Below are 20,812 nucleotides of genomic sequence, written 5' to 3' on the forward strand. Positions count from 1 at the left end.
GCCGGGCATGGACAGGCGCTACCGGCATCTCCATGGGTAGCGCCGGGCCATGCCCGGCGGCTTAGCGGTTGCCAGCCTTCAACCGCTGCAGGATCGGCGCGAACAACGGCGCCTGCATCGAGCGCGGCGGCTCCACGAGGCGCCCCTTTTCCTGCGCCTGCCAGTACGACCATGGCAACGGCTTGTCGCCCAGTTCGTAGTCCATGCCCTCCCAGCCATCCTCGCGGAAGGCGTAGAAGGCCCAGTGCACCTTGTCCTGCTCCAGCACCTGCAGCACGTCCTGCAGGTAGCGGCGGCAGTCCGGCCAGCGCCGCATGCAACCGAACTCACCGACCACCATGCGGTTGGCAGCGACACCATGCGAGGCGGCCCACGTCATCGGCTGCTGCAGGTAACTGCGTACACGCGCCGCATCCCAGCGCTCGCTGCGACCACCAAACGGCACCTGCGCCGGATACCGGTACGGCTTCGCACGCGTCTGGTTCGGCGCACTGGTTGCGGCATACGGCTCGTACATATGCACGCTGTACAGCAGCTTCGGATCCGCCAGCGGCGCCGGCCAGTAGTTGAAACCGTCGGCGGCGGCGTACCAGCCCGCATCCAGCATCAGCGGCATCTCCGCGTCGACCTCGCGGATGCGGCTGATCAAGCCGAAATAGAAGCGGCGCAGATCGCGTGGGCCGTCCTGCACGCCGGCATACCACTGCTGCATCGCTTCGGCGGACGCGTGCTCGGCCAGGCCCGCGCCGTACTCGGGCACCGGTTCATTGATGAGATTGTAGGCGGCCAGGGCAGGATGACCTTTCAGCGCCGTGGCCAGATCGTGCCAGAAACGTCGTGCCGGCGCCTGGTTGTCGAAGGACTGCCACATGCGCTGGTCGACCACGCCGCCGTTGTGCTGCTTCCAGCGCAGCAACGGCAGTGACAGCGGCGCCAGCACCACTTTCAGCCCCGCCGCATCAGCGTCGTCCAGCACCCGCCGCAGCGTGGCCAGATCGGCTGGAACCAGTCCGCGATAGTCGTCGGCGTTACCGATCAGGAAGTCGCGACCGCCCTGCCCCTGCCACTTGTCCGGCACCAGCCGCACCCAGGTCGCACCGGTCGCGTGCAGCGCTTCGAAGTACTTCCTGTCCGGAGGCGACATGTTCATGCTGTTGCCGCCGCGCTGCGGAACATCCCAGAAGGTGATGTCGGCAGCGTGCAGTGGCGCAGCAGCAAGCAGGGACAGGCATAACAGCAGACAACGCATGGGCAGGCCTTCGAGAGGTGAAGAAACAGCCTGCCCAGCACAATCCGAACACACCGTGACCGGTGTCTTCTTCCGCACGACGATAGGAACAATCCGTTGGAATCAGGATTTCGCTAGAGCGCGTCGATGTCACCCAACGCCCGGATCAACCGCCGTGCGCGCTTGTCCGGTTTGTGCTCCGGCGGCTGGAAACCATCCCGTGCGGCGATGCGCAGCGCACGCTGTTCGGCACGGCGCGCCTTCGAGGCCTCGCTCTCGGCATACAGCTGCTGCGCTGTCGGCGCCGGCCCGCGCTGGTCGCTCAGGCCCAGCACCTGGATCTCGAAATGCTCTTCGCCACGATCCACCTGCAGCTGCTCACCCACGCGCACCGCGCGCGAGGATTTCGGGCGCTGTCCGGCGACGCTGACCTTGCCGGTCTCGATGGCCTGCTTGGCCAGGCTGCGGGTCTTGAAGAAACGGGCCGCCCATAGCCAGAGGTCCAAGCGGACACTGGGCGACAGCGGGGAAAGCTCAGGCATCGGTGCGTACTACTCCGTTCGCTTGTTCAGGGGACGCGGGTTGTCGGGGTCGGTGCGGCAGCCGCTGCCCCCGATCAAGGTGGGTACACCCGCGGACAGGTCCTGGCGCTGGCTGCCGACCAGGCATTCCGGACGGTCGGTCGGCCGCACCTGGGTATCGCCCAGCCGGTCACCTGTCGAACATGCGGCCAGTGCGGCGCCGATCAAGGCCAGCGCAAGGCTCCATTTCACCTGCAGTCGTTGATGCATTGCCACATCCTGCAAACCGGCTTGGTGCTAGTGTGCGCCTCCCGGGATTCGATCACCACTCCATGGCCAAAGCGCCGCTTGACCTGACCTCCGGCCCGATCGGCCGCAATCTGCTGTTGTTTTCACTACCGATCCTGGCGGGCAACATCGCGCAGTCGCTGAACGGTTCGGTGAATGCGGTCTGGGTGGGGCGCTTCCTCGGCGAGGCGGCACTGACCGCCACCGCGAACGCCAACAACATCATGTTCTTCCTGATCGGCTCGGTGTTCGGCTTCGGCATGGCCTCGACCATCCTGATCGGCCAGGCCATCGGCGGGCGCGACATCGCCCAGGCGCGGCGCGTGGTCGGTACCAGCGCGACGTTTTTCATCGGTCTATCGGTGATCATCGCCATCGTCGGCTGGTTCACGGCGCACCCGCTGCTGGCGGCGATGGGCACGCCTGCCGCCTCGCTGCCGCTGGCCGAGGCCTACCTGCAGATCATCTTCCTGGCGATGCCGACGCTGTACGCATTCGCCTTTCTCACCGCCGCACTGCGCGGTGCCGGCGATTCGCGCACACCGTTCCGTTTCCTGTTGGTGTCGGTGGCGCTGGACATCGTACTGAACCCGGTGCTGATCTTCGGCATGGGGCCGTTCCCCGCGCTGGGCATCGCCGGCTCTGCCTGGGCCACGCTGGTCGCGCAGACGCTGTCGCTGGCCGGCCTGTTGCTGTACATGCGGCACAAGCGTCACACGCTGTGGCTGGGCCGTGCCGACATGCGCCTGTTCAAGCTCGACCTGACCATCCTCAAGGCCCTGGTGATCAAGGGCGTGCCGATGGGCCTGCAGATGGTGCTGATCTCGCTGTCGGTGATCCTGCTGATGACCATGGTCAACCAGTACGGCACCGATACCGGTGCGGGTTACGGTGCTGCGTTGCAGTTGTGGAACTACCTGCAGATGCCGGCGATGGCGATCGGTGCGGCGTGTTCGTCGATGGCCGCGCAGAACGTCGGCGCGCAGCGCTGGGACCGTGTGCGTGGCACCGCGCGCCAGGGCGTGCTGTTCAACTTCCTGCTGACCGGCGCGCTGATCCTGCCGCTGGTGCTGTTCGATCGGCAGCTGCTGGCGCTGTTCCTGCCGCCGGCCAGCCAGGCACTGGACATCGCCCGCCACCTCAACCACGTAGTGATCGGCTCGTTCCTGTTCTTCGGCGTCAGCTTCGTGATCTCCGGTGTGGTGCGCTCCACCGGCGCGGTGATTCCGCCACTGCTGATCCTGGCCGGTTCGCTGTGGGGCGTGCGCGTACCGTTCGCCGAACTGCTGCAGCCGTACTGGGGCGTGGATGCGATCTGGTGGAGCTTCCCGGTCAGTTCGCTGGTGTCGATGCTGCTGTCGCTGGCGTATTACCGCTGGGGTGGTTGGCGCAAGGCCACGATGATCGGCAAGCCGTCGCACGCCGAAGAACTGGCCACGCCGTCGGAGATTCCGGCCTGCCCGCCCTCGCCGGTGGCCGACCCGGACGCGGTATTGGAGTCAGCGCCGCCGCGGTAGTGCCTGCCGCTGGCCGGCAACATCATGGATCGGTGAATGCCACGGTAGTGCCGGCCGCTGGCCGGCAACTTCATACCTCTCCGGAAGCATCGTGCAACAGCCGGCCAGCGGCCGGCTCTACCGCTTCTTCTTCGCCGCGTTGAAGGTCGCCGCCGCGCGCAGCAACGCCTTCAACGCAGCGGCATTCGGCATCGCGCCTTCATGGATGTCGATCGCGCGCCGCGTGTTGCCTTCCAGGCTGGCATTGAACAGTCCTTTCGGATCGGCCAGCGCCGCGCCATGGGCAAACGTCAGCTTCACCGCCTGCTTGTAGGTTTCGCCGGTGCACAGGATGCCGTTGTGTTCCCACACCGGCGTGCCGCGCCACTTCCAGGTTTCCTGCACGTCGGGCAGCGCTTCATGGATCAACGCGCGCACGCGCGCCAGCGTTTGGCCGCGCCAGTCGCCCAGCTCGGCGATGCGTGCATCGATCAGTTCGGCGGCCGGTGTTCCGGCATCGGCGGGGTCCGGTGCATGCGTGGCCATCCGTGTTCTCGTCGGAAGGGAATCAGACAGCAGGCTTACATGCGCTCGCCGGGCAGCGCCGCGGCCTGGCGCACCCATTGCAGGAACTGCGCTTCATCCAGCGCAGTGTCCGCGTGGATATGCAGATAGCGCGTGTCAGCGCTCCTGGACGGCTCGGGCGGTACCGGCTTCAGTGCAGCGCCGCGAAAGAACGCGACCTTGATGTAGCGGGTGAAGCAATGGAAGCTGAGGAACCAGCCCTCGCCCGGGGCAACCGCATACATCGGCGAATTCCACTTCACCGCCTTGTGCACGCCGGGAACCGCCTGCTCGATCAGCGCATCCAGCTGGGCGCCGATCGGCCGCTTCCAGTCCGGCATCGCGGCGATATAGGCCTGCACCGTGGCATCACCCTCGCCCTTGGCGATCTGCGGGTTGCCACCGGACAGCAGCTTGGGCGCGGCGGAGGGTGCGGTTCGCTTGGCAGGCATCGCACGGCACGTCCATCGGGATGAAGCCGCAGCCTAGCGCGGCTCGCACCTGCCGGTCACGGCGCAGTGCGCCATCGGCTCAGTCCGCCTGCCCCGCACGGAACGCCCGCCAGTCCGGCAATCTGCGGTGACGGCGCAACGAGCGCATCAAGGCCGCCATCACGACGCCGAACAGGGCACCTGCCAGCAGCCCAGCCAGCAGCAGCAAGGCCAGCGGGCGCTCACTGCCCTGCCACAGCATCAGCCACATCAGCGCGGTCCAGAACAGCCCGAACAGCAGGCCCTGCACCAGCGCATTGATACCGAATCCGGCCAGGATCGGCGGCGGCAGTGCGATGCCCATGCGCCATAGCAGGCGATGCAGCAGCGGCGCGGATTGCACGCGCGCCAGCCCCTTGCCGTCGAGGAAGCGCAGCGCCGACTGGATCACGGCGGGATAGCGCGAGTTGATATCGTTCATCACCCGATCGTGGCCGATGCGATGCCGGAAACGCAAACGGCCACCCGAAGGTGGCCGTCGCGGCAACAACCGAAGTTGTTTATCAGGCCTTTTCGGCCAGACGGGCAGCCTTGGCGGCAGCAGCGGCAGCCAGGTCTTCCTTGATGCGGGCAGCCTTGCCTTCCAGGCCACGCAGGTAGTACAGCTTACCGGCGCGGACCTTACCACGACGCTTCACTTCGACCGAGTCGATGATGGCGCTGTGGGTCTGGAAAACGCGCTCGACGCCGTAGCCGTGCGAGATCTTGCGGACGGTGAACGAGGAGTTCAGGCCACCGTTCTTGGTCGCGATGACAACGCCTTCATAGGCCTGCACGCGCTCGCGGGCACCTTCCTTCACCTTCACGTTGACGACAACGGTGTCGCCCTGGCTGAACTTCGGCAGTTCGCGGGTGATCTGGGCGGATTCGAATTCCGCGACGATGGACTTGTTCAGCTTGCTCATGGGTTACACCGATTCTTGTTCGGGTGGGTGTGTCGTTTCGACAACATAGGCTCATGCAGTCACTGGACTGTGCTGCACGTTTGTTCTGGGTACTGCGCGCGCCGGCACAAGGCTGGCGGGAATTGGCCATGATAGCCGATAAAGCCGGCCCTGCGCTAGGGGCTGGCCTTTTGTTTCCGGGCCTGTCGGGCCTGGTCCAGCAGTTTGCGGTCGGCCTTGCCCAGCGCCTGTTCATCCAGCAGGTCCGGGCGCCGCTGTGCGGTGCGAACCAGTGACTGCTGGCGGCGCCAGGCGGCGATGGCCGCATGGTTGCCCGAGCGCAGGACATCCGGCACGTCACCCAGCGGGTGCTGGGCCGGCTGGCTGTAGTGCGGGCAGTCGAGCAGCCCGAGGTCGCCCTCGAAACTGTCCTGCGCCGCAGATTCAGCGTCGTTCAGGGCACCGTCCTGCAGGCGGGCCACGGCGTCGATGATCACCGCCGCACCCAGCTCGCCACCAGACAGCACGTAGTCGCCGAGGGAGATTTCCTCGTCGACATTGGCCTCCAGGAAGCGCTCGTCGATGCCTTCATATCGGCCGCAGAGCAGGACCATGCGCGGCAGCGCCGCCAGTTCCCGCACCTTGGCCTGGGTCAATGGCGCCCCCTGAGGGCTGAGGTAGATCACCCGCGCCGGGGTCGGATCAGCATCGCGAATGGCCTGCAGGCAGGCCCGCAGCGGCTCGATCAGCATCACCATGCCGGGGCCACCACCGAACGGACGGTCGTCCACCCGGCGGTAGTTGCCTTCGGCGTAGTCACGGGGATTCCAGCCGTGCAGGCTGAACAGCCCCTTTTCCTGTGCTCGCCCGACCACACCCAGCCCGGCGGACTGGGCGAGGAACTCGGGGAACAGGGTGATGACGTCGAAACGCATGCTCACACTCAGAACTCGGGATCCCAGTCGACCACGACCAGATTGGCCTCGAAGTCGACCGACTTGACGAACTCCGGCAGCACGAACGGGATCATACGCTCGCGATCGCCACGCACCACGACCACATCGTTGGCGCCAGTGCTGAACAGGTGCGAGACCTGGCCCAGGGCAACGCCCTCGACGGTCTTCACATCCAGGCCTTCCAGGTCGACCCAGTAATACTCATCGGCACTCGGCGGCGGCAATGCACTGCGGGCCACGTAGACCTCGGTGCCATGCATCGCCTCGACCGTATCGCGATCTTCGATGCCCGGGAAACGGGCCACCAGATGCTTGCCGCTGTCGCGGCCACGGGCGCCTTCAAGCGTCGATTCCTGCCCGTTGGGGCTGCGCAGGATCCACGGCTGGTAACGGAAAATAGCGGAACGCGGCTCGGTCCAGGACTCGAGCTTTATTTCGCCGCGCACACCAAAAGCGCCGACAATCCTGCCCAGCAGGATGCGGCGCTCGTTATCTTTCATCTGCGTTCAATCAGATGGGCCGCACCAGGGTGCGGCCCGTCAGGATCAGGCCGCAGCGGCCTGGGACTTGGACGCTTCCTTGATCAGGTTGCGAACCTTTTCAGTCGGCTGGGCGCCGTTCTTGACCCAATGGTCAACACGGGCCAGGTCCAGCTCGATGCGCTTCTCGCCACCCTGTGCAACCGGGTTGTAGAAGCCGACGCGCTCGATGTTGCGGCCGTCACGGGCGCTGCGAACGTCGGTCACGATGATGTGGTAGAACGGACGCTTCTTGGCGCCGCCGCGGGTCAGTCGAATCTTGACCATGGTCTTTTTTCCTATTGCCCAGTCGCCAGGATGGCGCGGTAAGCCGGCGATTATAGCGGCACTGCCCCGCCGAGCCAACCCCGGGGGAGCTGGCCGGGGGTCAGATCCCTTTTGCGCCGCAAAAGGGATCTGACCCTACCCCCTGCCAGGGCACCGCCGCCAGCACCGCCCTGCCCTGTTCAGCCAGCGTCTGCGAGCCGGGCAGGACATGCCCGTCGATGGCCTCCAGCGCCCACAGGCCGCTGGCGTTGCAGGCAAACGCCGCCTTCACGCCAGTCATATCCGCCAGCCGCAACGGCTGCGTGCCCTGTGCCCCCGGCCAATGCTGCTTCAACAGCGCCTCGGCCGTACCACGCAGGGCCGGCGCCTGCGGCCAGAGCAGCCGCTCACCATCGTGCAGGGCCAGGTTCCAGGTGCTGCCTTCACTCACCTCGCCATCGGCGGTCACGAACAGCACATCGTCAAATCCTTCCGCCATCGCGGCACGGCGTTCGGCGAACAGGCCAAACGTGCCCACATGCTTGATCTGCGGCAGCTCGCGCTGCCAGACCACGCTGCGCACACGCTTGGAGGCGCTCAGTGCCACCGGTGCGGCCACCGCCACCAGCAGGTCCACCGGCACCGCCGCCAGCGGATTGCGGAAATCGAAGTGGCGCGAGTACACGGTTACCCGCAGCGAGGCATCGGCCTGCCCGGCCTGCCGCAGTGCCTGCGCCATCCAGACCTGCACCTGCGCCGTATCCAGCTCGCTGCCGAACAGTTCGCGCGTCGCCTGCGACAGCCGCGCCAGATGAAGCTCCAGTCCCTGCACGGCGTGGCCACGCACCTGCAGCGAGGTGAAGTGGCCGTAGTTGACCAGCGCCGGCAGCAGGTCCTCGACCTGCGCCGGCCGGCCGTTGCAGGTCACGGTCATCGCAGCAGCGCCTGCGCCTGTTCCCACATGCCGCGCAGCACGTCGGCAGCCGGCTGTGCCGGCGCCATCCAGGCCGACTGCCCGGCCCAGGCCTGCATCGCTGCCAGCCGGTTTTCCTGCACGGCCTGCTTGCGCATCGGCGCGGTCAGGCCACGCTGCACCGGGTACGGGCGCGGCACCGGTGCACCTTCGGCAGCTGCGGCGCGCACATAGGCCGTGGCCAGGCCGCGACCGAGGCGGCCACTGAAAGCACGGGTCGGCCAGGTGTCTTCCGGCTCGCTGGCCGCCAGTCCATCAGCCCACGCCGAGGCGATCGCCGCTTCGGGCGTGCGCAGGAACGCAGTACCAATCTGCACTGCACTGGCGCCCAGGGTGAGTGCGGCAGCGATGCCACGACCATCGGCGATACCGCCGGCGGCAATTACCGGAATCTGCAGGTGGTCGGCCAATCGCGGCAGCAGCGCGAACAGTCCCACCAGCTGGCGCTCGGCCATCGCCGGATCGAATGCGCCACGATGGCCGCCGGCTTCGACGCCCTGCGCCACCACCGCATCGGCACCGGCGTCCTGCGCCGCGCGCGCTTCGGCCAGCGTGGTCGCGCAGGCGATCCAGGCGATGCCGGCATCCTTCAGCTGCTGTACGTGGCGCGGCAGCAGCACGCCCATGATGGTCGAGGCCACCGCCGGGCGCGCGGCCAGCAACGCAGCGAACTGTTCTTCGAATTCGGCCGGTGTGGCATCAGCGGCGCTGGCCGGGACGTCCGGCCCCCACTGCGCGAGGAAGGTGCGGCTGGCGGCCTCGGCGACGACATCACGGTTCGGTGCCGGGTCCGGCACCCACAGGTTCACCTGTGCGGGGCCGGTGGATACGGCGCGGAAGTCGTCCATCCATCGACCGATGTCGGCCGATGACGACAGCACCGCGCCCATTGCGCCCATGCTGCCGGCATTGGCCAGCGCGGCCGACAACGGTACCGGGCAGGCGCCGGCCATCGGTGCCAGCAGGATCGGCAGCTGCAATGAAAAACGCCGACAGAAATCGTCGGCGCGTTCGAGAATCGGCGAAAGGCTCACGCGACGCACCTGTGGGAGGAGTCGCTGTCAGCATACGCCAGACACTGTGGACGGGAGCGTCGCATCGGGCGATCCGCTCCCACGTTGCTCAGCGCGCAGACACTGCGTAGGTGCGGACCAGCTGGCTGTCCATTTCTTCGTTGAACGTGAACGTCACATAGCGTGCGTCGTCCGCAGCGAACTCTTCCTCGGCGCTGGCGCGGCCGATCTCGGTGCCCTCGGCATCCAGTGCACGCGCCACCAGCTTGCCCTTGAAGGCCTTGTCGGCCACCACGTAGACCGCTGCGTCCTTGGAGCCCATGCCGCGGCTCTTGCCCAGAGTGACGGTGAGCCCGCGCGCGGCCAGGGCCGGATCGGCCTGCAGCGTCACGTTCATCTTCTTGTCCACGCCCTCGCCCAGCCCGGCGACGAAATCGGCAGCGGTACCACTGATGGCACTGCCGGCCTTCTGCGACACGGAGGTGTCGTCCTTGCAGGCCACCAGCGACAGGGCTAGCGCCATCACCACGGTCGTCTTTCTCACGCGCATCCCTTTGATGATTCAAGCCGGCTAGTGAATCAGCCAGCGGGTCCTGTTACAAGAGGCAGTTGCGGCATCGGGTGACGCTTGCAGCCGCTGTGGCACTGCTCAACGGAACGGCATGCCGCGGCCGCCCATGGCGCCCATCATGCCCTTCATGCTGCGCATCATGCCCTTCATGCCGCCGCCAGCCATCTTGCTCATCATCTTTTCCATCTGCATGTACTGCTTCATGAGCTTGTTGACGTCGGCCGGAGTCACGCCCGAGCCCTTGGCGATGCGCGCGCGGCGCGAGCCATTGAGCAGGTTCGGGTTGCGCCGTTCCTTCTTGGTCATCGAGCTGATGATGGCGATCATGCGCGGCACTTCCTTGCCCTGGCTGACCTGCTGCTTCAGATGGTCGGGGATGTTGCCCAGGCCCGGCAGCTTGTCCATCAGGCCGCCGATGCCGCCCATGTTCTGCATCTGCTCCAGCTGGTCACGCATGTCGTTCAGGTCGAACTTCTTGCCCTTGGCGACCTTCTCGGCCAGCCTGGCCGCCTTGTCCTTGTCGACCTGCTGCTCGACCTGCTCGACCAGCGACAGCACGTCGCCCATGTCCAGGATGCGGCTGGCGATACGGTCCGGGTGGAACACGTCCAGGCCTTCCGGCTTTTCACTGACACCGACGAATTTGATCGGCTTGCCGGTGATGTAGCGCACGCTCAGCGCGGCACCACCACGGGCGTCACCATCGGTCTTGGTCAGCACCACGCCGGTCAGCGGCAGGGCGTCGCCGAAGGCCTTGGCGGTGTTGGCCGCGTCCTGGCCGGTCATGGCGTCGACCACGAACAGGGTTTCGGCCGGGTTCACCGCCGCGTGCAGGGCCTTGATCTCGGCCATCATCGCTTCGTCGATGGCCAGGCGGCCGGCGGTATCGACAATCAGCACGTCCACGAACGACTTGCGTGCATCGTCGATGGCGGCGCGGACGATGGCTTCCGGCTTCTGGTCGGCAGTGGACGGGAAGAACAGCACGCCGACCTGCTCGGCCAGGGTCTTCAGCTGCTCGATCGCGGCCGGACGGTAGACGTCGGCCGAGACCACCATCACCTTCTTCTTGCGTTTTTCCTTCAGGTGCTTGGCCAGCTTGCCCACCGTGGTGGTCTTGCCGGCGCCCTGCAGGCCTGCCATCAGGATGATGGCCGGCGCGGGAACATTGAGGTTCAGGTCGCTGGCTTCGGCGCCCATCACCGCGGTCAGCTCGTCGCGCACGACCTTGATCAGGGCCTGGCCCGGGGTCAGCGACTTCAGCACTTCCTGGCCGACCGCGCGCACCTTGATGCGCTCGATCAGGGCCTGCACCACCGGCAGCGCAACGTCGGCTTCGAGCAGCGCGATGCGGACCTCACGGGTCGCCTCGCGGATGTTCTCCTCGGTCAGGCGGCCACGGCCACGCAGGCGCTCGATGGTGCCGGAAAGGCGCTGGGTCAGGGACTCGAACATGCGGCGCAACCTGTCTGAAAGCGGGGGACAATAAGGCAGACAGTATAACGGGTCCGCCCCCCTCCCCGGACTGCGACCACGGGGCCGTCGCCACCACCGCAGGGGTATGCGAAACTGCAACGATGACAATCGTTCTCATCGCCGTCCTGCTCTACCTGGCAGCCAGTGCCCTGCTGGTGCGCGCGCTCGGCCGCGATGAAACTCCCGGCTCGCCCGTCTGGCTGTGGCCCGCCCTGCCGGCGATGCTGCTGCATGGCGGCTACCACGTGATGGTGGCGATGCGCACCAACGGCGGGCCGGACATGCACTTCTTCGCCGCGCTGTCGCTGGTCGGCCTGGGCATGGCCTGGCTGACCTCGCTGGTCGGCGCGCGCGGGCGGATGTCGGCTTTGGGCGTGGTCGTGTTCCCGCTGGCCGCAGTACTGCTGCTGGCCTACCACGGCTACGGCCACGAACCGAGCAAGGTGCTGGGCTGGCGCCTGGCCAGCCACGCCTGGCTGGCACTGCTGGCCTACGCCACGCTGAGCATCGCCGCGCTGCTGGCGATCATGCTGTGGCTGCAGGAACGTGCCCTGCGTCGCCGCGAGTTCCGCCCGTGGCTGCGTGCGCTGCCGCCGCTGGCCGATCTGGAAGCACTCCTGTTCCGGGTCATCGCCGTGGGCTTCGCCCTGCTCACCCTCACGCTGGTGACCGGCGTGCTGTTCGTCGACGATCTGCTGGCGCAGAAGCTGGTGCACAAGACCGTGCTGAGTGTGCTGTCGTGGATCGTATTCGGCGTGCTGCTGATCGGCCGTCGCCGCTATGGCTGGCGCGGGGTCAAGGCCGTGCACTGGACGCTGACGGCGATGCTGTTGCTGCTGCTGGCGTTCTTCGGCAGCCAGTTCGTGATCGAACTGGTGTTCGGGCATTCGCGATAGAGGCGTGCCGACCAACGGTCGGCACCCACCCCGGTAGTGCCGGCCGCTGGCCGGCAATCGCAGATGGAGCAGAGCCACGCCATGCGTGGATGCCGCAGACGGTCAGGGCAGCGGCTGGGCCAGGATCTTCCGCACCGAACGGCCGCTGTTGGTGAGAATGTCATCGACCTGCCAGCAACCCTGGCCCTGGCGCACCATCGGCAACCGGGTCACGTAGGCCTTCTTCCATACCGAATAGCGCATCTCGACCTGGCCGGCCGTAGCCGTGGCTTCCTTCCAGCGATAATCGACCGGGCTGTCGATGTCGCCGTCCTGCGCATCCAGCCACGGATCCGAATCGATGGTGCAGATGCCTTCCTCACGCGTCTGGCAGGCGCGCTCGCCGCGCAGGGCCTTGTCGAAGGCCGGGCTGACCAGCGCGGGCGGCGGTTCCAGCAGATCGCCATTGCCCGTTGTTGCCTCGTAGAAGGCGCGGGCCACGGCGGCAGGCGCCTGGCAGGCCGGCGCGGCCTGCACGGTGGGGGCCAGCAGCAGCCCGGCAATCATCAGCATCCCTGTCTTTCGCATGTAGTTCTCCTGGAGGTAGTGCCGGCCGCTGGCCGGCAACACAGGATCTCATGGGGTTGCCGGCCAGTGGCCGGCGCTACCGGCAACACGTATGGGTAGCGCCGGGCCATGTCCGGCGAGCGCGCAGCGCGGCAGAGCTTACAACCCGTAACGCTCGATCACATCAAGGTGCGGCTGGCGATCCTGGTCGCAGGCCTCGGCCAGCCGCAGCCAGCAGTGAGGGTGCGGCCACTGGGACGTCTCCTGCTGCAGGAAGCGGTGCAGCGCCAGCGGCGCATGGTCCTGCGGCTGGGCCACGGTGAACAGCACGCCCGGCAGGGTGCCCTCCTCCACCTCGGGATCGGTCACGGTGTAGTCCGCACGGTTGTGCGACCACACCTTCCAGCCCTGCCCCTCGGCAGCTTCAACGAACGCATTCCAGGCCTCTTCGCCCGGGTGCGCTCCATCGATCAGCCAACTGCGGGCGAAACCACCGCGCTCCAGCACATGCACCTGCGCATAGGTCGGGATGAAATGCTCGCGCGCTTCCTCCTCTTCCGGCGCCGGATGCACCAGCGCGGCGTCGAATACCACCCAGTCACCGACCTGCTGGTCACGGTTGGCCGGCGCATTCTCGACGACGCGCGCGGTCACCGGACCACTGCGCCGCGCGTAGTACTCCATCGGCTCGCCGTTCTCTTCGCTGCGGATGATCACCCAGCCCCACGGCTCCTCGACCACGCCATCCTGGCTGGACAGTTCCATGCCGATCGCTGCCGCCGAGCGGCGCACCGCGTCCCAGTCGTGCGCCGCACTGGCCGCACTCATGTGGTCCCAGTGCGCGGCATTGGGCTCTTCCAGCAGCTCCACCAGTTGCGCATAGCAGGCCTGCGCTTCGCTGAAGCGACCGGTTTCCATGTACATCCGCGCCAGCGTGCCGCGCGCACCGTGCGAACCCGGCGACGCCGCCAGCAGCGCCTGCGCGGCCTGCTCCAGCGCCGGCCAGTCGGACACGCGACGTGCGCGCTGCACCTCGCACCAGTGCGCGAACACCGGCACGCTGCCGCGATAGATCCCGGCCAGCTGACGCAGACCGTCGTCATCGCCCTGCTCGGTCAACCAGCGCATCAGCGTGTAGGCAGCGGGGCCGTCATCCTGCGTATGTGCGCGCACGAAGCGCCACAGCAATGCCCGCGCTTCCGCCTGTGCACCACAGGCGCTCAACGCGGAGGCGGCCATCTCGGCCAGCGCCTCGTCATCAGGTTGCTGTTCGTGCGCCTGCAGCAGCCACTGCGCTTCGCGCTCGGGGTTACGCGCCTGGTTCTGCTCGCCCTGTACCTCCAGCCACGCCAGCAGCTCTTCCGCCGGTACCGGTAGCGGCGCGATGTCCGGCAGCGCATCGATGCGTGCCGCCAGACCGGCCACCAGCGCTGCCGCACCACGATCCTGACGCAGCTGCGCCAGATGGGTACGGGCCAGTTCCAGCTGGCGCAGCGCCACCCAGCGTGCACCACGCTGCAGGGCCAGCTCCAGGCTCAGCGCGGCGACTTCGATCAGCAGTCGGTGCGAACCGACCTTCGCGAAGTGTTCGATGATGGTATTGAAACGTGTGCCCAGGTCCCAGGTATTGCGGGCCGGATCACGCTGGCACAGTGCTGCGGCGGTGTTCGCCCACAGCCGCCAGTAAGTGGGGGTCAGTTCGCTCCACGGCACCAGCTGCTGCAGCGCCTCTTCGTCGCGGCCCAGCTGGGCCAGCGCCCAGGCTTTGGACAAGCGGCGCGGCACCGTGCAGTTGGCCGGTTCGTACTCGCCGGAGGCGGCCACGTCGGCCTCGCGCTTCTCGATCAGCGCCAGCGCTTCTTCGGCGCGGCCCATGCCCAGCAGGATCTTGATCTGCATCTCCGGGAAGCTGTCGAACACTTCCTTGCCACAGGCTTCGATCGCATCGGACTGCACCTGCAGGTAGTCCAGCGCGTCCTGGCCACGGCCATCGTCAAGCAATGCATCGGCCTTCTCGCAGCTCAGGCACTGGAAGCATGCCCAGCTCGGATCGATGCGACCCAGCGTCTCATCGCAGACCTCGATGCGCTCGGGCACCCAGCCCGGGCCATCGATGTTGCCGTAGCAGGCGGCCAGATCCTGGGTCACGCAGATCGACTGCGGGCACTCCAGCGTGTCTTCGCGGTGCGCACGCTCGAACAGCGCGACCGCCTCGCCCAGCGCGCTTTCGCCTTCGACGCGGTTGCCGACGCGGTTGCGCAGCGCCCAGTGCCCGACGTAGACGTCGACCCACGGGTTGTCCAGCGCCTTGCCCAGCGCGCGTGCCTCCGGCAGCAATGCATCAACGCGGTCGACCTGCAGCTCGCTGACTTCGTCGGCGAGGCGGTTCAGCAGGTGCGAGTTCTGTGCCTGGCCTGCCTGGCGCAGGTCGCCCTGCAGTTTTTCGACCCAGTTCCAGATGTCCATGGGGTAAGTGCTCCTGTCTAGCGAAGGCTGGATGAGAGGATGCGGTGCTCAGCGCAGCATCTGCTGCAGGGCACCGGCGATATCGGTAAAGGCGCCGTTGAGATCCGGGCCCGGTGTGGCCGTCGCGCGGGCCAACGGACGGCCCTGCGCGGCGACGATGATCTTCAGTGAGCGCAGCAGGCGTGCGGCAGCTTCGGCCTGTGGATGCCCCTCGCGCTGCGCGCGCAGCAGCGCCTGCACCGCCGGGTTGTCGAGGTTGAGGTACAAACGCGACGGCGCACGCGATTCGATGCGTGCGGTGAACTGCCGCGCCAGGCGCAGCGCGGCCATCGAAACGCGCTTGTCGTTCTCGTCGTCCTCCAGGCGCTGCTTCAGTTCGGCCTCGCGGTCGGGCACCACCACCACCGGCAGTGCCTCCGGGCTGAAGCGTGCCGGCAGCAACTGTTCACCATCGCCCAGCTGCTCGCGCAGCCATGCCAGCTGCGCCTCGTCGAGGCTGTCGTCGGTGCGGAACAGAGCACGATTACCCTGCTCGGTGCCGAGTTCAACCAGGCGCAGGCCCTTGGCCTGGGCCCAGCGACGCAGGAATGGCACTACGGCGTAGCGGTGGCCATGCGCGACCGGCACGCCCATCGCACGGAACAGCATTTCCTCGAAGCCACCGCCGTTGTCGAGGATGACGTGCACGGCGCCACGTGCCGGCAGTGCGCTGGCCGGCAGGTCGCCCTGCGAGGTCGGCACGCGCACGTGCTCCAGCAGCAGCTCGAACAGGCGGTCATCGCACAGCGCCGCACCCAGCAGCGCCTCGTTGTGGCGGGCCAGCACCCGTCGCCAGGCTTCCGGCTGCTGCCGCGCGACGTCGGCCAGGCCGTCGATCAGCGCTTCCAGCAGCGCATGCTGCACGGCACGGTACTGGTCATCGCGCTGCAGGTCTTCGCGGCTGGCGGTGGGCGTCAGCCGCGAGGATTCGATCACCCCGCCGATGAAGCCGGCCCATGGCGGCAGCAGGTCACGCGCATCGTCGTCCAGCAGCATGCCGCGCACGAACACCGACAGATTCCGGTTGTCGCTGGTGCCATAGGTGGCGCCGTCCTGCACCCACAGCATGCCGGTGGCATCGCTGCTGCCATCAGCACGCAGTGGCACGGTCACGATGGGCTCGAAGTCATGCTCGAAGCGCGCCGCGAACTGCAGCGCCTGGCGCCGCGCCTGTACCGGATGCAGGGCGACATCGCCCTGGCCGCGCCACGGCGGCGGCTCCGGGTTGAGCGCCTCGGCCCCGGCACCGATGAAGATCGGCTCGGACAGCAGCGCGCAGTAGCGACCCAGCACCTCGTGCAGGCGCGCTTCATTGGCCAGCGGTAGGAAATCCGGATGCAGCTCCAGCTCCACCTCGGTGCCGACCGCGCGTGCAGGCATTTCGCTGACGGTGTACTGCTCGGCATTGCTGGACACGTACAGGTGACCCAGCTGCGGGGTCTGGTACGACGTGGTGCGCACGCTGACCCGGCGCGCCAGCACGAACGCCGACAGGAAGCCGAGGCCGAACATGCCGATCAGGCCTTCATCGTCCTCGCCGCCCTGGCGCAGGCCACGGGTGTAGCCGACGCCGACGGTGGCCAGGTAATCATGGATCTCCTGGCGGGTCAGGCCAGCACCAGTATCGATGATGCGCAGTACGCCGGCACCGGCATCGACCTGCACCGAGATGCGCGAGGGCACCTCGACGCCGGGCTGTTCGATGCGGCGGCGGATGATCGAGTCATGCGCGTTCTGCACCAGCTCACGCAGCGCCACCACCGGGGTGGAATACAGGTGCTTGCCCAGCACCGTCATCAATCCATTGAGATCGACCCCGGCGCGACGGATTTCGGCGTTGGGGGCGGTGAGCGCGGTGTCCTGCATGTAATCGGTTACTCCTGGGCACGGAAAGGCGCCAGAGGGCGCCTTCGTCGAGCGGGAAAAACTAGCACAGGAACGCTGACCGTTGCCGTGCCCGCCGCCGCATTCCGCACGCACGCAGGTAGCGCCGGGCCATGCCCGGCGGGAGGCGCGGCAGGCATCACGCCGCGTCGATGGCCTCGGACAGGCGCTCCACCGCGATCACTTCCATGCCCTTCACCGAACCGCCCTTGGGCGCATTGGCCTTGGGCACGATGGCGCGCTTGAATCCATGGGTGGCAGCCTCGCGCAGGCGGTCCTCGCCATTGGGCACCGGACGGATCTCGCCGGACAGGCCTATTTCGCCGAAGGCAATGGTCTTCTCCGCCAGCGGCCGGTCCTGCAGCGACGACAGCACCGCCAGCAGCACCGGCAGATCGGCCGCGGTTTCCTGCACGCGGATGCCGCCGACGACATTGACGAAGACGTCCTGGTCACCGACCAGCACGCCGCCGTGGCGATGCAGCACCGCCAGCAGCATCGCCAGGCGGTTCTGCTCCAGGCCGACTGCGACACGGCGGGGGTTCGACAGCGGCGATGCATCAACCAGCGCCTGCACCTCCACCAGCAGCGGCCGGGTGCCCTCACGGGTGACCATCACGCAGCTGCCCGGCTGATGGGTACTGGCACCGGACAGGAAGATCGCCGACGGATTGGAGACCTCCTTCAGGCCCTTGTCGCCCATCGCGAACACGCCCAGTTCGTTGACCGCGCCGAAGCGGTTCTTGAACGCACGCAGCAGACGGAAGCGGCTGCCGCTCTCGCCTTCGAAATAGAGCACCGCATCGACCATGTGTTCCAGTACCCGCGGGCCGGCAATGCCGCCCTCCTTGGTGACGTGACCGACCAGGAACACGGCGGTGCCGGTCTCCTTGGCGAAACGCACCAGCCGCGCCGCACTCTCGCGCACCTGGCTGACCGATCCCGGCGCGGCGGTCAGGCTCTCGGTCCAAAGGGTCTGCACCGAGTCGGCCACGATCAGCCGCGGGCCGGCCCTGGAGGCATGCTGCAGGATGGATTCGACCCCGGTTTCGGCCAGCGCGTTGACCCCGTCCAGCGGCAGTTCCAGGCGATGTGCACGACCGGCCACCTGGGCCAGCGACTCCTCGCCGGTGACGTACAGCACCGGCAGCACGGCGGCCATCTTCGCCACCGCCTGCAGCAGCAGGGTCGACTTGCCGATGCCCGGGTCGCCACCGACCAGCACCACCGCGCCCTCGACCAGGCCACCGCCCAGAACACGATCGAACTCGCCGATGCCGGTGCTGACCCGGCGGTGCTCGGTCTGCTCCACATCCTTCAGCGCAGTGATCTTGGGCGGGTCGATCTTGCCGGCCCAGCCGGCCCGGCGCGAGGCTGGCGCCTTGGCCGCCGCGGCGCTCTCCAGCACGATTTCCGACAGCGAATTCCAGGCGTTGCACTCGGTGCACTGGCCCTGCCATTTGCTGAACTCGGCGCCGCATTCATTGCAGACGTAGGCGGTGCGGGCTTTTGCCATCGGGTGATTTCCTGCAACGGGAACGGGCGTGGCAGGATAGCCGAGCCGGGTCGCAGGTGCTGCGACCGCTCAAGTCCCGCCCGCCCCCGCCGATAGCTGTCGCGGGCGTGCGCCTTGCGGGCGCCCCTCCTTCCCCCACTGGATTCAACATGACTGGCAGTTACAGTCAGAGCCTGGTCGCCATCTCGCTGCTGGTGGCCATTCTTGCTTCGTACACGGCGCTGGACATGGCCGGGCGCCTGGCGACGGCTGAAGGCCGCGTGGCCCGCTGGTGGCTGGCCGGCGGCGCCGCTGCCATGGGCCTCGGCATCTGGTCGATGCACTTCATCGGCATGCTCGCCTTCGACCTGCCGATCCCGATCGGCTACGACCTCGGCATCACCCTGTATTCGCTGGCGGTCTCGATCGGCGCCTCGGCCTATGCACTGTGGCTGGTGTCGCGGCCCAGCCTGCCGTGGCGGCGGCTGTTGGCCGGCGCGGTGCTGATGGGCCTGGGCATCGCGGCCATGCACTACCTGGGCATGGCCGCGATGCGCATGCAGCCGGGCATCGACTACCACCCGGGCTGGTTCGCTGCCTCCATTGCGGTGGCCATCGGTGCCGCAGGTGCGGCGCTGTGGATCGCCTTCCGGCTGCGTGCCGAACAGCGCAACACCACGCGCCTGCGCCTGCTCGCCTCGCTGGTGATGGGCCTGGCCATCGTCGGCATGCACTACACCGGCATGGCCGCCGCGCGCTTCCCCGAAGGCAGCATCTGTGGCGCGGTCGGCAGCGGCGGCATCGACACCCGCTGGCTGGCGGTACTGGTGATCGTCACCACCGTGGCCACGCTGGGCATCGCCCTGGTGGCCTCGCTGTTCGACCGGCAGATGCGCGTGCGCACCAGCCTGCTCGCCGATTCACTGGCCCACGCCAACGACAAGCTGATCCAGGCCGCCCTGCATGATCCATTGACCCAGCTGCCCAACCGCATGCTGCTGCAGGACCGCATCGAGCAGGCCATCGAGAAGGCACGGCGCCGCAGCCACGCGGTGGCAGTAATGTTCTGCGACCTGGACGGCTTCAAGGCGGTCAACGATGCCTATGGCCATCAGCTCGGCGACCGCCTGCTGGTGGCAGTGGCTCAACGCATTGGCGGGCTGCTACGACCGCAGGATACCTTCGCCCGCCTCGGCGGCGACGAGTTCGTGATCGTGCTGGCCATCGATATTCCCGACGATGCGGTAGTGGTAGCCGAGCGCATCATCGCTGCCGCTGGCGAGCCGTTCCTGCTGGATGCGGCCGAACTGCAGGTCAGTGCCAGCCTGGGCATCGCCCTGTATCCGGACGACGCCAGCAATGAGCGCGAGCTGATGGCGCATGCCGATGCAGCGATGTATCACACCAAGGAAACCGGACGGAACGGCTACACCTTCTTCACCCCGTCGATGCAGCTCAGCGCAAACCGCCAGCTGAGACTGCTGCAGGACCTGCGCAAGGCCGTGGCGCGCAACGAGCTGCTTCTGCATTACCAGCCCAAGTTCCCGGCTGCGGGCGCACCGGCCACCGGCGCCGAAGCACTGCTGCGCTGGCAGCATCCGGAACTGGGCCTGCTGGCGCCGGATGTGTTCATTCCCATCGCCGAGCGCAGCGGGCTGATCCTTCCAATCGGTGACTGGGTGCTGGATCGCGCCTGCGCGCAGCTGCGTGCGTGGCACGATGCCGGGCACATGGAGTGGTCGATGGCAGTCAACCTGTCGCCGCTGCAGTTCTCCTCCCCAGCCCTGCTGGACAGCGTGCGCCAGGTGCTCGAACGGCACCGCATCGAGCCGGCGCGGCTGACTCTGGAGATCACCGAGACCACGGCGATGAAGGACGTCGACGCCAGCCTGGCGATCCTCAACGACCTGACCGCGATGGGCGTGCATATCGCCATCGACGATTTCGGCACCGGCTATTCGAGCCTGTTGTACCTGAAGCGGATGCCGGCGACCGAGCTGAAGATCGACCGTGCGTTCGTGCGTGATCTGGAACGCAATGACGAGGACGCGGCCATCGTGTCGTCGATCATCGCACTGGGTCGCACCCTGCAGCTGCAGGTGGTGGCCGAGGGCGTGGAGACGCAGGCGCAGCGCGAATACCTGAGCGAGCTGGGGTGTGACCAGTTGCAGGGCTACCACCTGGGCCGGCCGATGGAGGCGGACGAGTTCCTGCGCAAGGTGGGGTGAGGCGGGCACAGC

Annotated in this window: 21 protein-coding genes; 3 read left to right on the top strand and 18 right to left on the bottom strand. The window is 67.3% G+C overall.

Features of this window, described 5'->3' with window-relative positions:
• Nucleotides 1–61: 61 nt before the first annotated feature.
• The 3 genes from ABR323_RS07965 to ABR323_RS07975 form a co-directional block, all read right to left on the bottom strand.
• Nucleotides 62–1,249, bottom strand: a complete 1,188-nt coding sequence (locus tag ABR323_RS07965) for a glycoside hydrolase family 5 protein (RefSeq protein WP_439448900.1) — start codon at nucleotides 1,247–1,249, stop codon at nucleotides 62–64.
• A 113-nt stretch (nucleotides 1,250–1,362) separates the two neighbouring features.
• The gene (locus ABR323_RS07970; RefSeq protein WP_439448901.1) at nucleotides 1,363–1,770 is read right to left on the bottom strand and encodes an RNA-binding S4 domain-containing protein; all 408 of its coding nucleotides are present in this window, start codon (nucleotides 1,768–1,770) and stop codon (nucleotides 1,363–1,365) included.
• Nucleotides 1,771–1,779: 9 nt separating this feature from the next.
• Complete coding sequence (locus ABR323_RS07975) at nucleotides 1,780–2,019, bottom strand: hypothetical protein (protein WP_164117467.1); 240 nt, start codon at nucleotides 2,017–2,019, stop codon at nucleotides 1,780–1,782.
• A 62-nt stretch (nucleotides 2,020–2,081) separates the two neighbouring features.
• Between ABR323_RS07975 and ABR323_RS07980 the strand changes: the two genes are divergently transcribed.
• Nucleotides 2,082–3,554, top strand: a complete 1,473-nt coding sequence (locus ABR323_RS07980; RefSeq protein WP_439448902.1) for an MATE family efflux transporter — start codon at nucleotides 2,082–2,084, stop codon at nucleotides 3,552–3,554.
• Nucleotides 3,555–3,671: 117 nt separating this feature from the next.
• On the opposite strand, the gene ABR323_RS07985 is transcribed toward ABR323_RS07980, so the two are convergent.
• From ABR323_RS07985 to ffh, 11 genes are all read right to left on the bottom strand, one after another.
• Nucleotides 3,672–4,079 carry a DUF1801 domain-containing protein gene (locus tag ABR323_RS07985; RefSeq protein WP_439448903.1) on the bottom strand — a complete coding sequence of 136 codons (408 nt, stop codon included), beginning with the start codon at nucleotides 4,077–4,079 and terminating at the stop codon, nucleotides 3,672–3,674.
• A gap of 35 nt (nucleotides 4,080–4,114) precedes the next feature.
• Nucleotides 4,115–4,549, bottom strand: coding sequence for a DUF1801 domain-containing protein (locus tag ABR323_RS07990; protein WP_439448904.1), 435 nt, complete (start codon nucleotides 4,547–4,549; stop codon nucleotides 4,115–4,117).
• Nucleotides 4,550–4,628: 79 nt separating this feature from the next.
• Nucleotides 4,629–5,009 (bottom strand): DUF6404 family protein, encoded by a 381-nt coding sequence (locus ABR323_RS07995; RefSeq protein ID WP_135272760.1) that lies wholly within the window; start codon nucleotides 5,007–5,009, stop codon nucleotides 4,629–4,631.
• 82 nt (nucleotides 5,010–5,091) lie between these two features.
• Nucleotides 5,092–5,493 (bottom strand): 50S ribosomal protein L19, encoded by a 402-nt coding sequence (gene rplS / locus ABR323_RS08000; RefSeq protein WP_004149090.1) that lies wholly within the window; start codon nucleotides 5,491–5,493, stop codon nucleotides 5,092–5,094.
• Nucleotides 5,494–5,648: 155 nt separating this feature from the next.
• Nucleotides 5,649–6,407 carry a tRNA (guanosine(37)-N1)-methyltransferase TrmD gene (gene trmD / locus ABR323_RS08005; protein ID WP_439448905.1) on the bottom strand — a complete coding sequence of 253 codons (759 nt, stop codon included), beginning with the start codon at nucleotides 6,405–6,407 and terminating at the stop codon, nucleotides 5,649–5,651.
• A gap of 8 nt (nucleotides 6,408–6,415) precedes the next feature.
• A complete protein-coding gene (gene rimM / locus ABR323_RS08010; protein ID WP_135272758.1) occupies nucleotides 6,416–6,928 on the bottom strand; it encodes a ribosome maturation factor RimM in 513 nt (170 codons plus the stop codon).
• 45 nt (nucleotides 6,929–6,973) lie between these two features.
• Nucleotides 6,974–7,234, bottom strand: coding sequence for a 30S ribosomal protein S16 (rpsP, locus tag ABR323_RS08015; RefSeq protein WP_025873821.1), 261 nt, complete (start codon nucleotides 7,232–7,234; stop codon nucleotides 6,974–6,976).
• A gap of 100 nt (nucleotides 7,235–7,334) precedes the next feature.
• Nucleotides 7,335–8,147 carry an aminotransferase class IV family protein gene (locus ABR323_RS08020; RefSeq protein WP_439448906.1) on the bottom strand — a complete coding sequence of 271 codons (813 nt, stop codon included), beginning with the start codon at nucleotides 8,145–8,147 and terminating at the stop codon, nucleotides 7,335–7,337.
• Nucleotides 8,144–9,220, bottom strand: coding sequence for an NAD(P)H-dependent flavin oxidoreductase (locus ABR323_RS08025; RefSeq protein ID WP_439448907.1), 1,077 nt, complete (start codon nucleotides 9,218–9,220; stop codon nucleotides 8,144–8,146). The genes ABR323_RS08020 and ABR323_RS08025 overlap by 4 nt, the downstream gene beginning before the upstream one ends.
• An 88-nt stretch (nucleotides 9,221–9,308) precedes the next feature.
• Nucleotides 9,309–9,743 (bottom strand): hypothetical protein, encoded by a 435-nt coding sequence (locus ABR323_RS08030; RefSeq protein ID WP_439448908.1) that lies wholly within the window; start codon nucleotides 9,741–9,743, stop codon nucleotides 9,309–9,311.
• Nucleotides 9,744–9,848: 105 nt separating this feature from the next.
• Nucleotides 9,849–11,225 (bottom strand): signal recognition particle protein, encoded by a 1,377-nt coding sequence (gene ffh / locus ABR323_RS08035; RefSeq protein ID WP_439448909.1) that lies wholly within the window; start codon nucleotides 11,223–11,225, stop codon nucleotides 9,849–9,851.
• A gap of 122 nt (nucleotides 11,226–11,347) precedes the next feature.
• On the opposite strand from ffh, the gene ABR323_RS08040 reads away from it, so the two are divergent.
• On the top strand, nucleotides 11,348–12,142 hold the full coding sequence (locus ABR323_RS08040) for a cytochrome C assembly family protein (protein ID WP_135272754.1): 795 nt from the start codon (nucleotides 11,348–11,350) through the stop codon (nucleotides 12,140–12,142).
• Nucleotides 12,143–12,244: 102 nt separating this feature from the next.
• On the opposite strand, the gene ABR323_RS08045 is transcribed toward ABR323_RS08040, so the two are convergent.
• The 4 genes from ABR323_RS08045 to radA all read right to left on the bottom strand — a co-directional run bounded on the left by ABR323_RS08045 (nucleotide 12,245) and on the right by radA (nucleotide 18,593).
• Entirely contained in the window at nucleotides 12,245–12,709 is a 465-nt protein-coding gene (locus ABR323_RS08045; protein ID WP_439448910.1) for a hypothetical protein, read from the bottom strand.
• Between the two features lie 138 nt (nucleotides 12,710–12,847).
• Nucleotides 12,848–15,154: a tetratricopeptide repeat protein gene (locus ABR323_RS08050; RefSeq protein WP_439448911.1), complete on the bottom strand. Its 2,307-nt coding sequence runs from the start codon at nucleotides 15,152–15,154 to the stop codon at nucleotides 12,848–12,850.
• 48 nt (nucleotides 15,155–15,202) lie between these two features.
• Nucleotides 15,203–17,059, bottom strand: a complete 1,857-nt coding sequence (locus ABR323_RS08055; protein WP_439448912.1) for an ATP-binding protein — start codon at nucleotides 17,057–17,059, stop codon at nucleotides 15,203–15,205.
• 157 nt (nucleotides 17,060–17,216) lie between these two features.
• Nucleotides 17,217–18,593 (bottom strand): DNA repair protein RadA, encoded by a 1,377-nt coding sequence (gene radA / locus ABR323_RS08060; protein ID WP_135272750.1) that lies wholly within the window; start codon nucleotides 18,591–18,593, stop codon nucleotides 17,217–17,219.
• A gap of 149 nt (nucleotides 18,594–18,742) precedes the next feature.
• Here radA and ABR323_RS08065 point away from each other — a divergent pair, with 149 nt between their 5' ends.
• Complete coding sequence (locus ABR323_RS08065; RefSeq protein ID WP_439448913.1) at nucleotides 18,743–20,800, top strand: putative bifunctional diguanylate cyclase/phosphodiesterase; 2,058 nt, start codon at nucleotides 18,743–18,745, stop codon at nucleotides 20,798–20,800.
• Nucleotides 20,801–20,812 lie beyond the last annotated feature (12 nt).

The sequence above is a fragment of the Stenotrophomonas sp. ATs4 genome (assembly GCF_051861585.1).
Taxonomy (GTDB): Bacteria; Pseudomonadota; Gammaproteobacteria; order Xanthomonadales; family Xanthomonadaceae; genus Stenotrophomonas; species Stenotrophomonas maltophilia_AS.

Coding starts and splice junctions, on each gene's coding strand:
- radA (WP_135272750.1), bottom strand. CDS start 18,593: ATGGCAAAAGCCCGCACCGCCTACGTCTGCAATGAATGCGGCGCCGAG.
- trmD (WP_439448905.1), bottom strand. CDS start 6,407: ATGCGTTTCGACGTCATCACCCTGTTCCCCGAGTTCCTCGCCCAGTCC.
- ABR323_RS07965 (WP_439448900.1), bottom strand. CDS start 1,249: ATGCGTTGTCTGCTGTTATGCCTGTCCCTGCTTGCTGCTGCGCCACTG.
- rimM (WP_135272758.1), bottom strand. CDS start 6,928: ATGAAAGATAACGAGCGCCGCATCCTGCTGGGCAGGATTGTCGGCGCT.
- ABR323_RS08065 (WP_439448913.1), top strand. CDS start 18,743: ATGACTGGCAGTTACAGTCAGAGCCTGGTCGCCATCTCGCTGCTGGTG.
- ABR323_RS08055 (WP_439448912.1), bottom strand. CDS start 17,059: ATGCAGGACACCGCGCTCACCGCCCCCAACGCCGAAATCCGTCGCGCC.
- ABR323_RS07990 (WP_439448904.1), bottom strand. CDS start 4,549: ATGCCTGCCAAGCGAACCGCACCCTCCGCCGCGCCCAAGCTGCTGTCC.
- rpsP (WP_025873821.1), bottom strand. CDS start 7,234: ATGGTCAAGATTCGACTGACCCGCGGCGGCGCCAAGAAGCGTCCGTTC.
- ABR323_RS08045 (WP_439448910.1), bottom strand. CDS start 12,709: ATGCGAAAGACAGGGATGCTGATGATTGCCGGGCTGCTGCTGGCCCCC.
- ABR323_RS07975 (WP_164117467.1), bottom strand. CDS start 2,019: ATGCATCAACGACTGCAGGTGAAATGGAGCCTTGCGCTGGCCTTGATC.
- ABR323_RS08020 (WP_439448906.1), bottom strand. CDS start 8,147: ATGACCGTGACCTGCAACGGCCGGCCGGCGCAGGTCGAGGACCTGCTG.
- ABR323_RS07980 (WP_439448902.1), top strand. CDS start 2,082: ATGGCCAAAGCGCCGCTTGACCTGACCTCCGGCCCGATCGGCCGCAAT.
- ABR323_RS08050 (WP_439448911.1), bottom strand. CDS start 15,154: ATGGACATCTGGAACTGGGTCGAAAAACTGCAGGGCGACCTGCGCCAG.
- ABR323_RS07995 (WP_135272760.1), bottom strand. CDS start 5,009: ATGAACGATATCAACTCGCGCTATCCCGCCGTGATCCAGTCGGCGCTG.
- ffh (WP_439448909.1), bottom strand. CDS start 11,225: ATGTTCGAGTCCCTGACCCAGCGCCTTTCCGGCACCATCGAGCGCCTG.
- ABR323_RS07985 (WP_439448903.1), bottom strand. CDS start 4,079: ATGGCCACGCATGCACCGGACCCCGCCGATGCCGGAACACCGGCCGCC.
- rplS (WP_004149090.1), bottom strand. CDS start 5,493: ATGAGCAAGCTGAACAAGTCCATCGTCGCGGAATTCGAATCCGCCCAG.
- ABR323_RS07970 (WP_439448901.1), bottom strand. CDS start 1,770: ATGCCTGAGCTTTCCCCGCTGTCGCCCAGTGTCCGCTTGGACCTCTGG.
- ABR323_RS08040 (WP_135272754.1), top strand. CDS start 11,348: ATGACAATCGTTCTCATCGCCGTCCTGCTCTACCTGGCAGCCAGTGCC.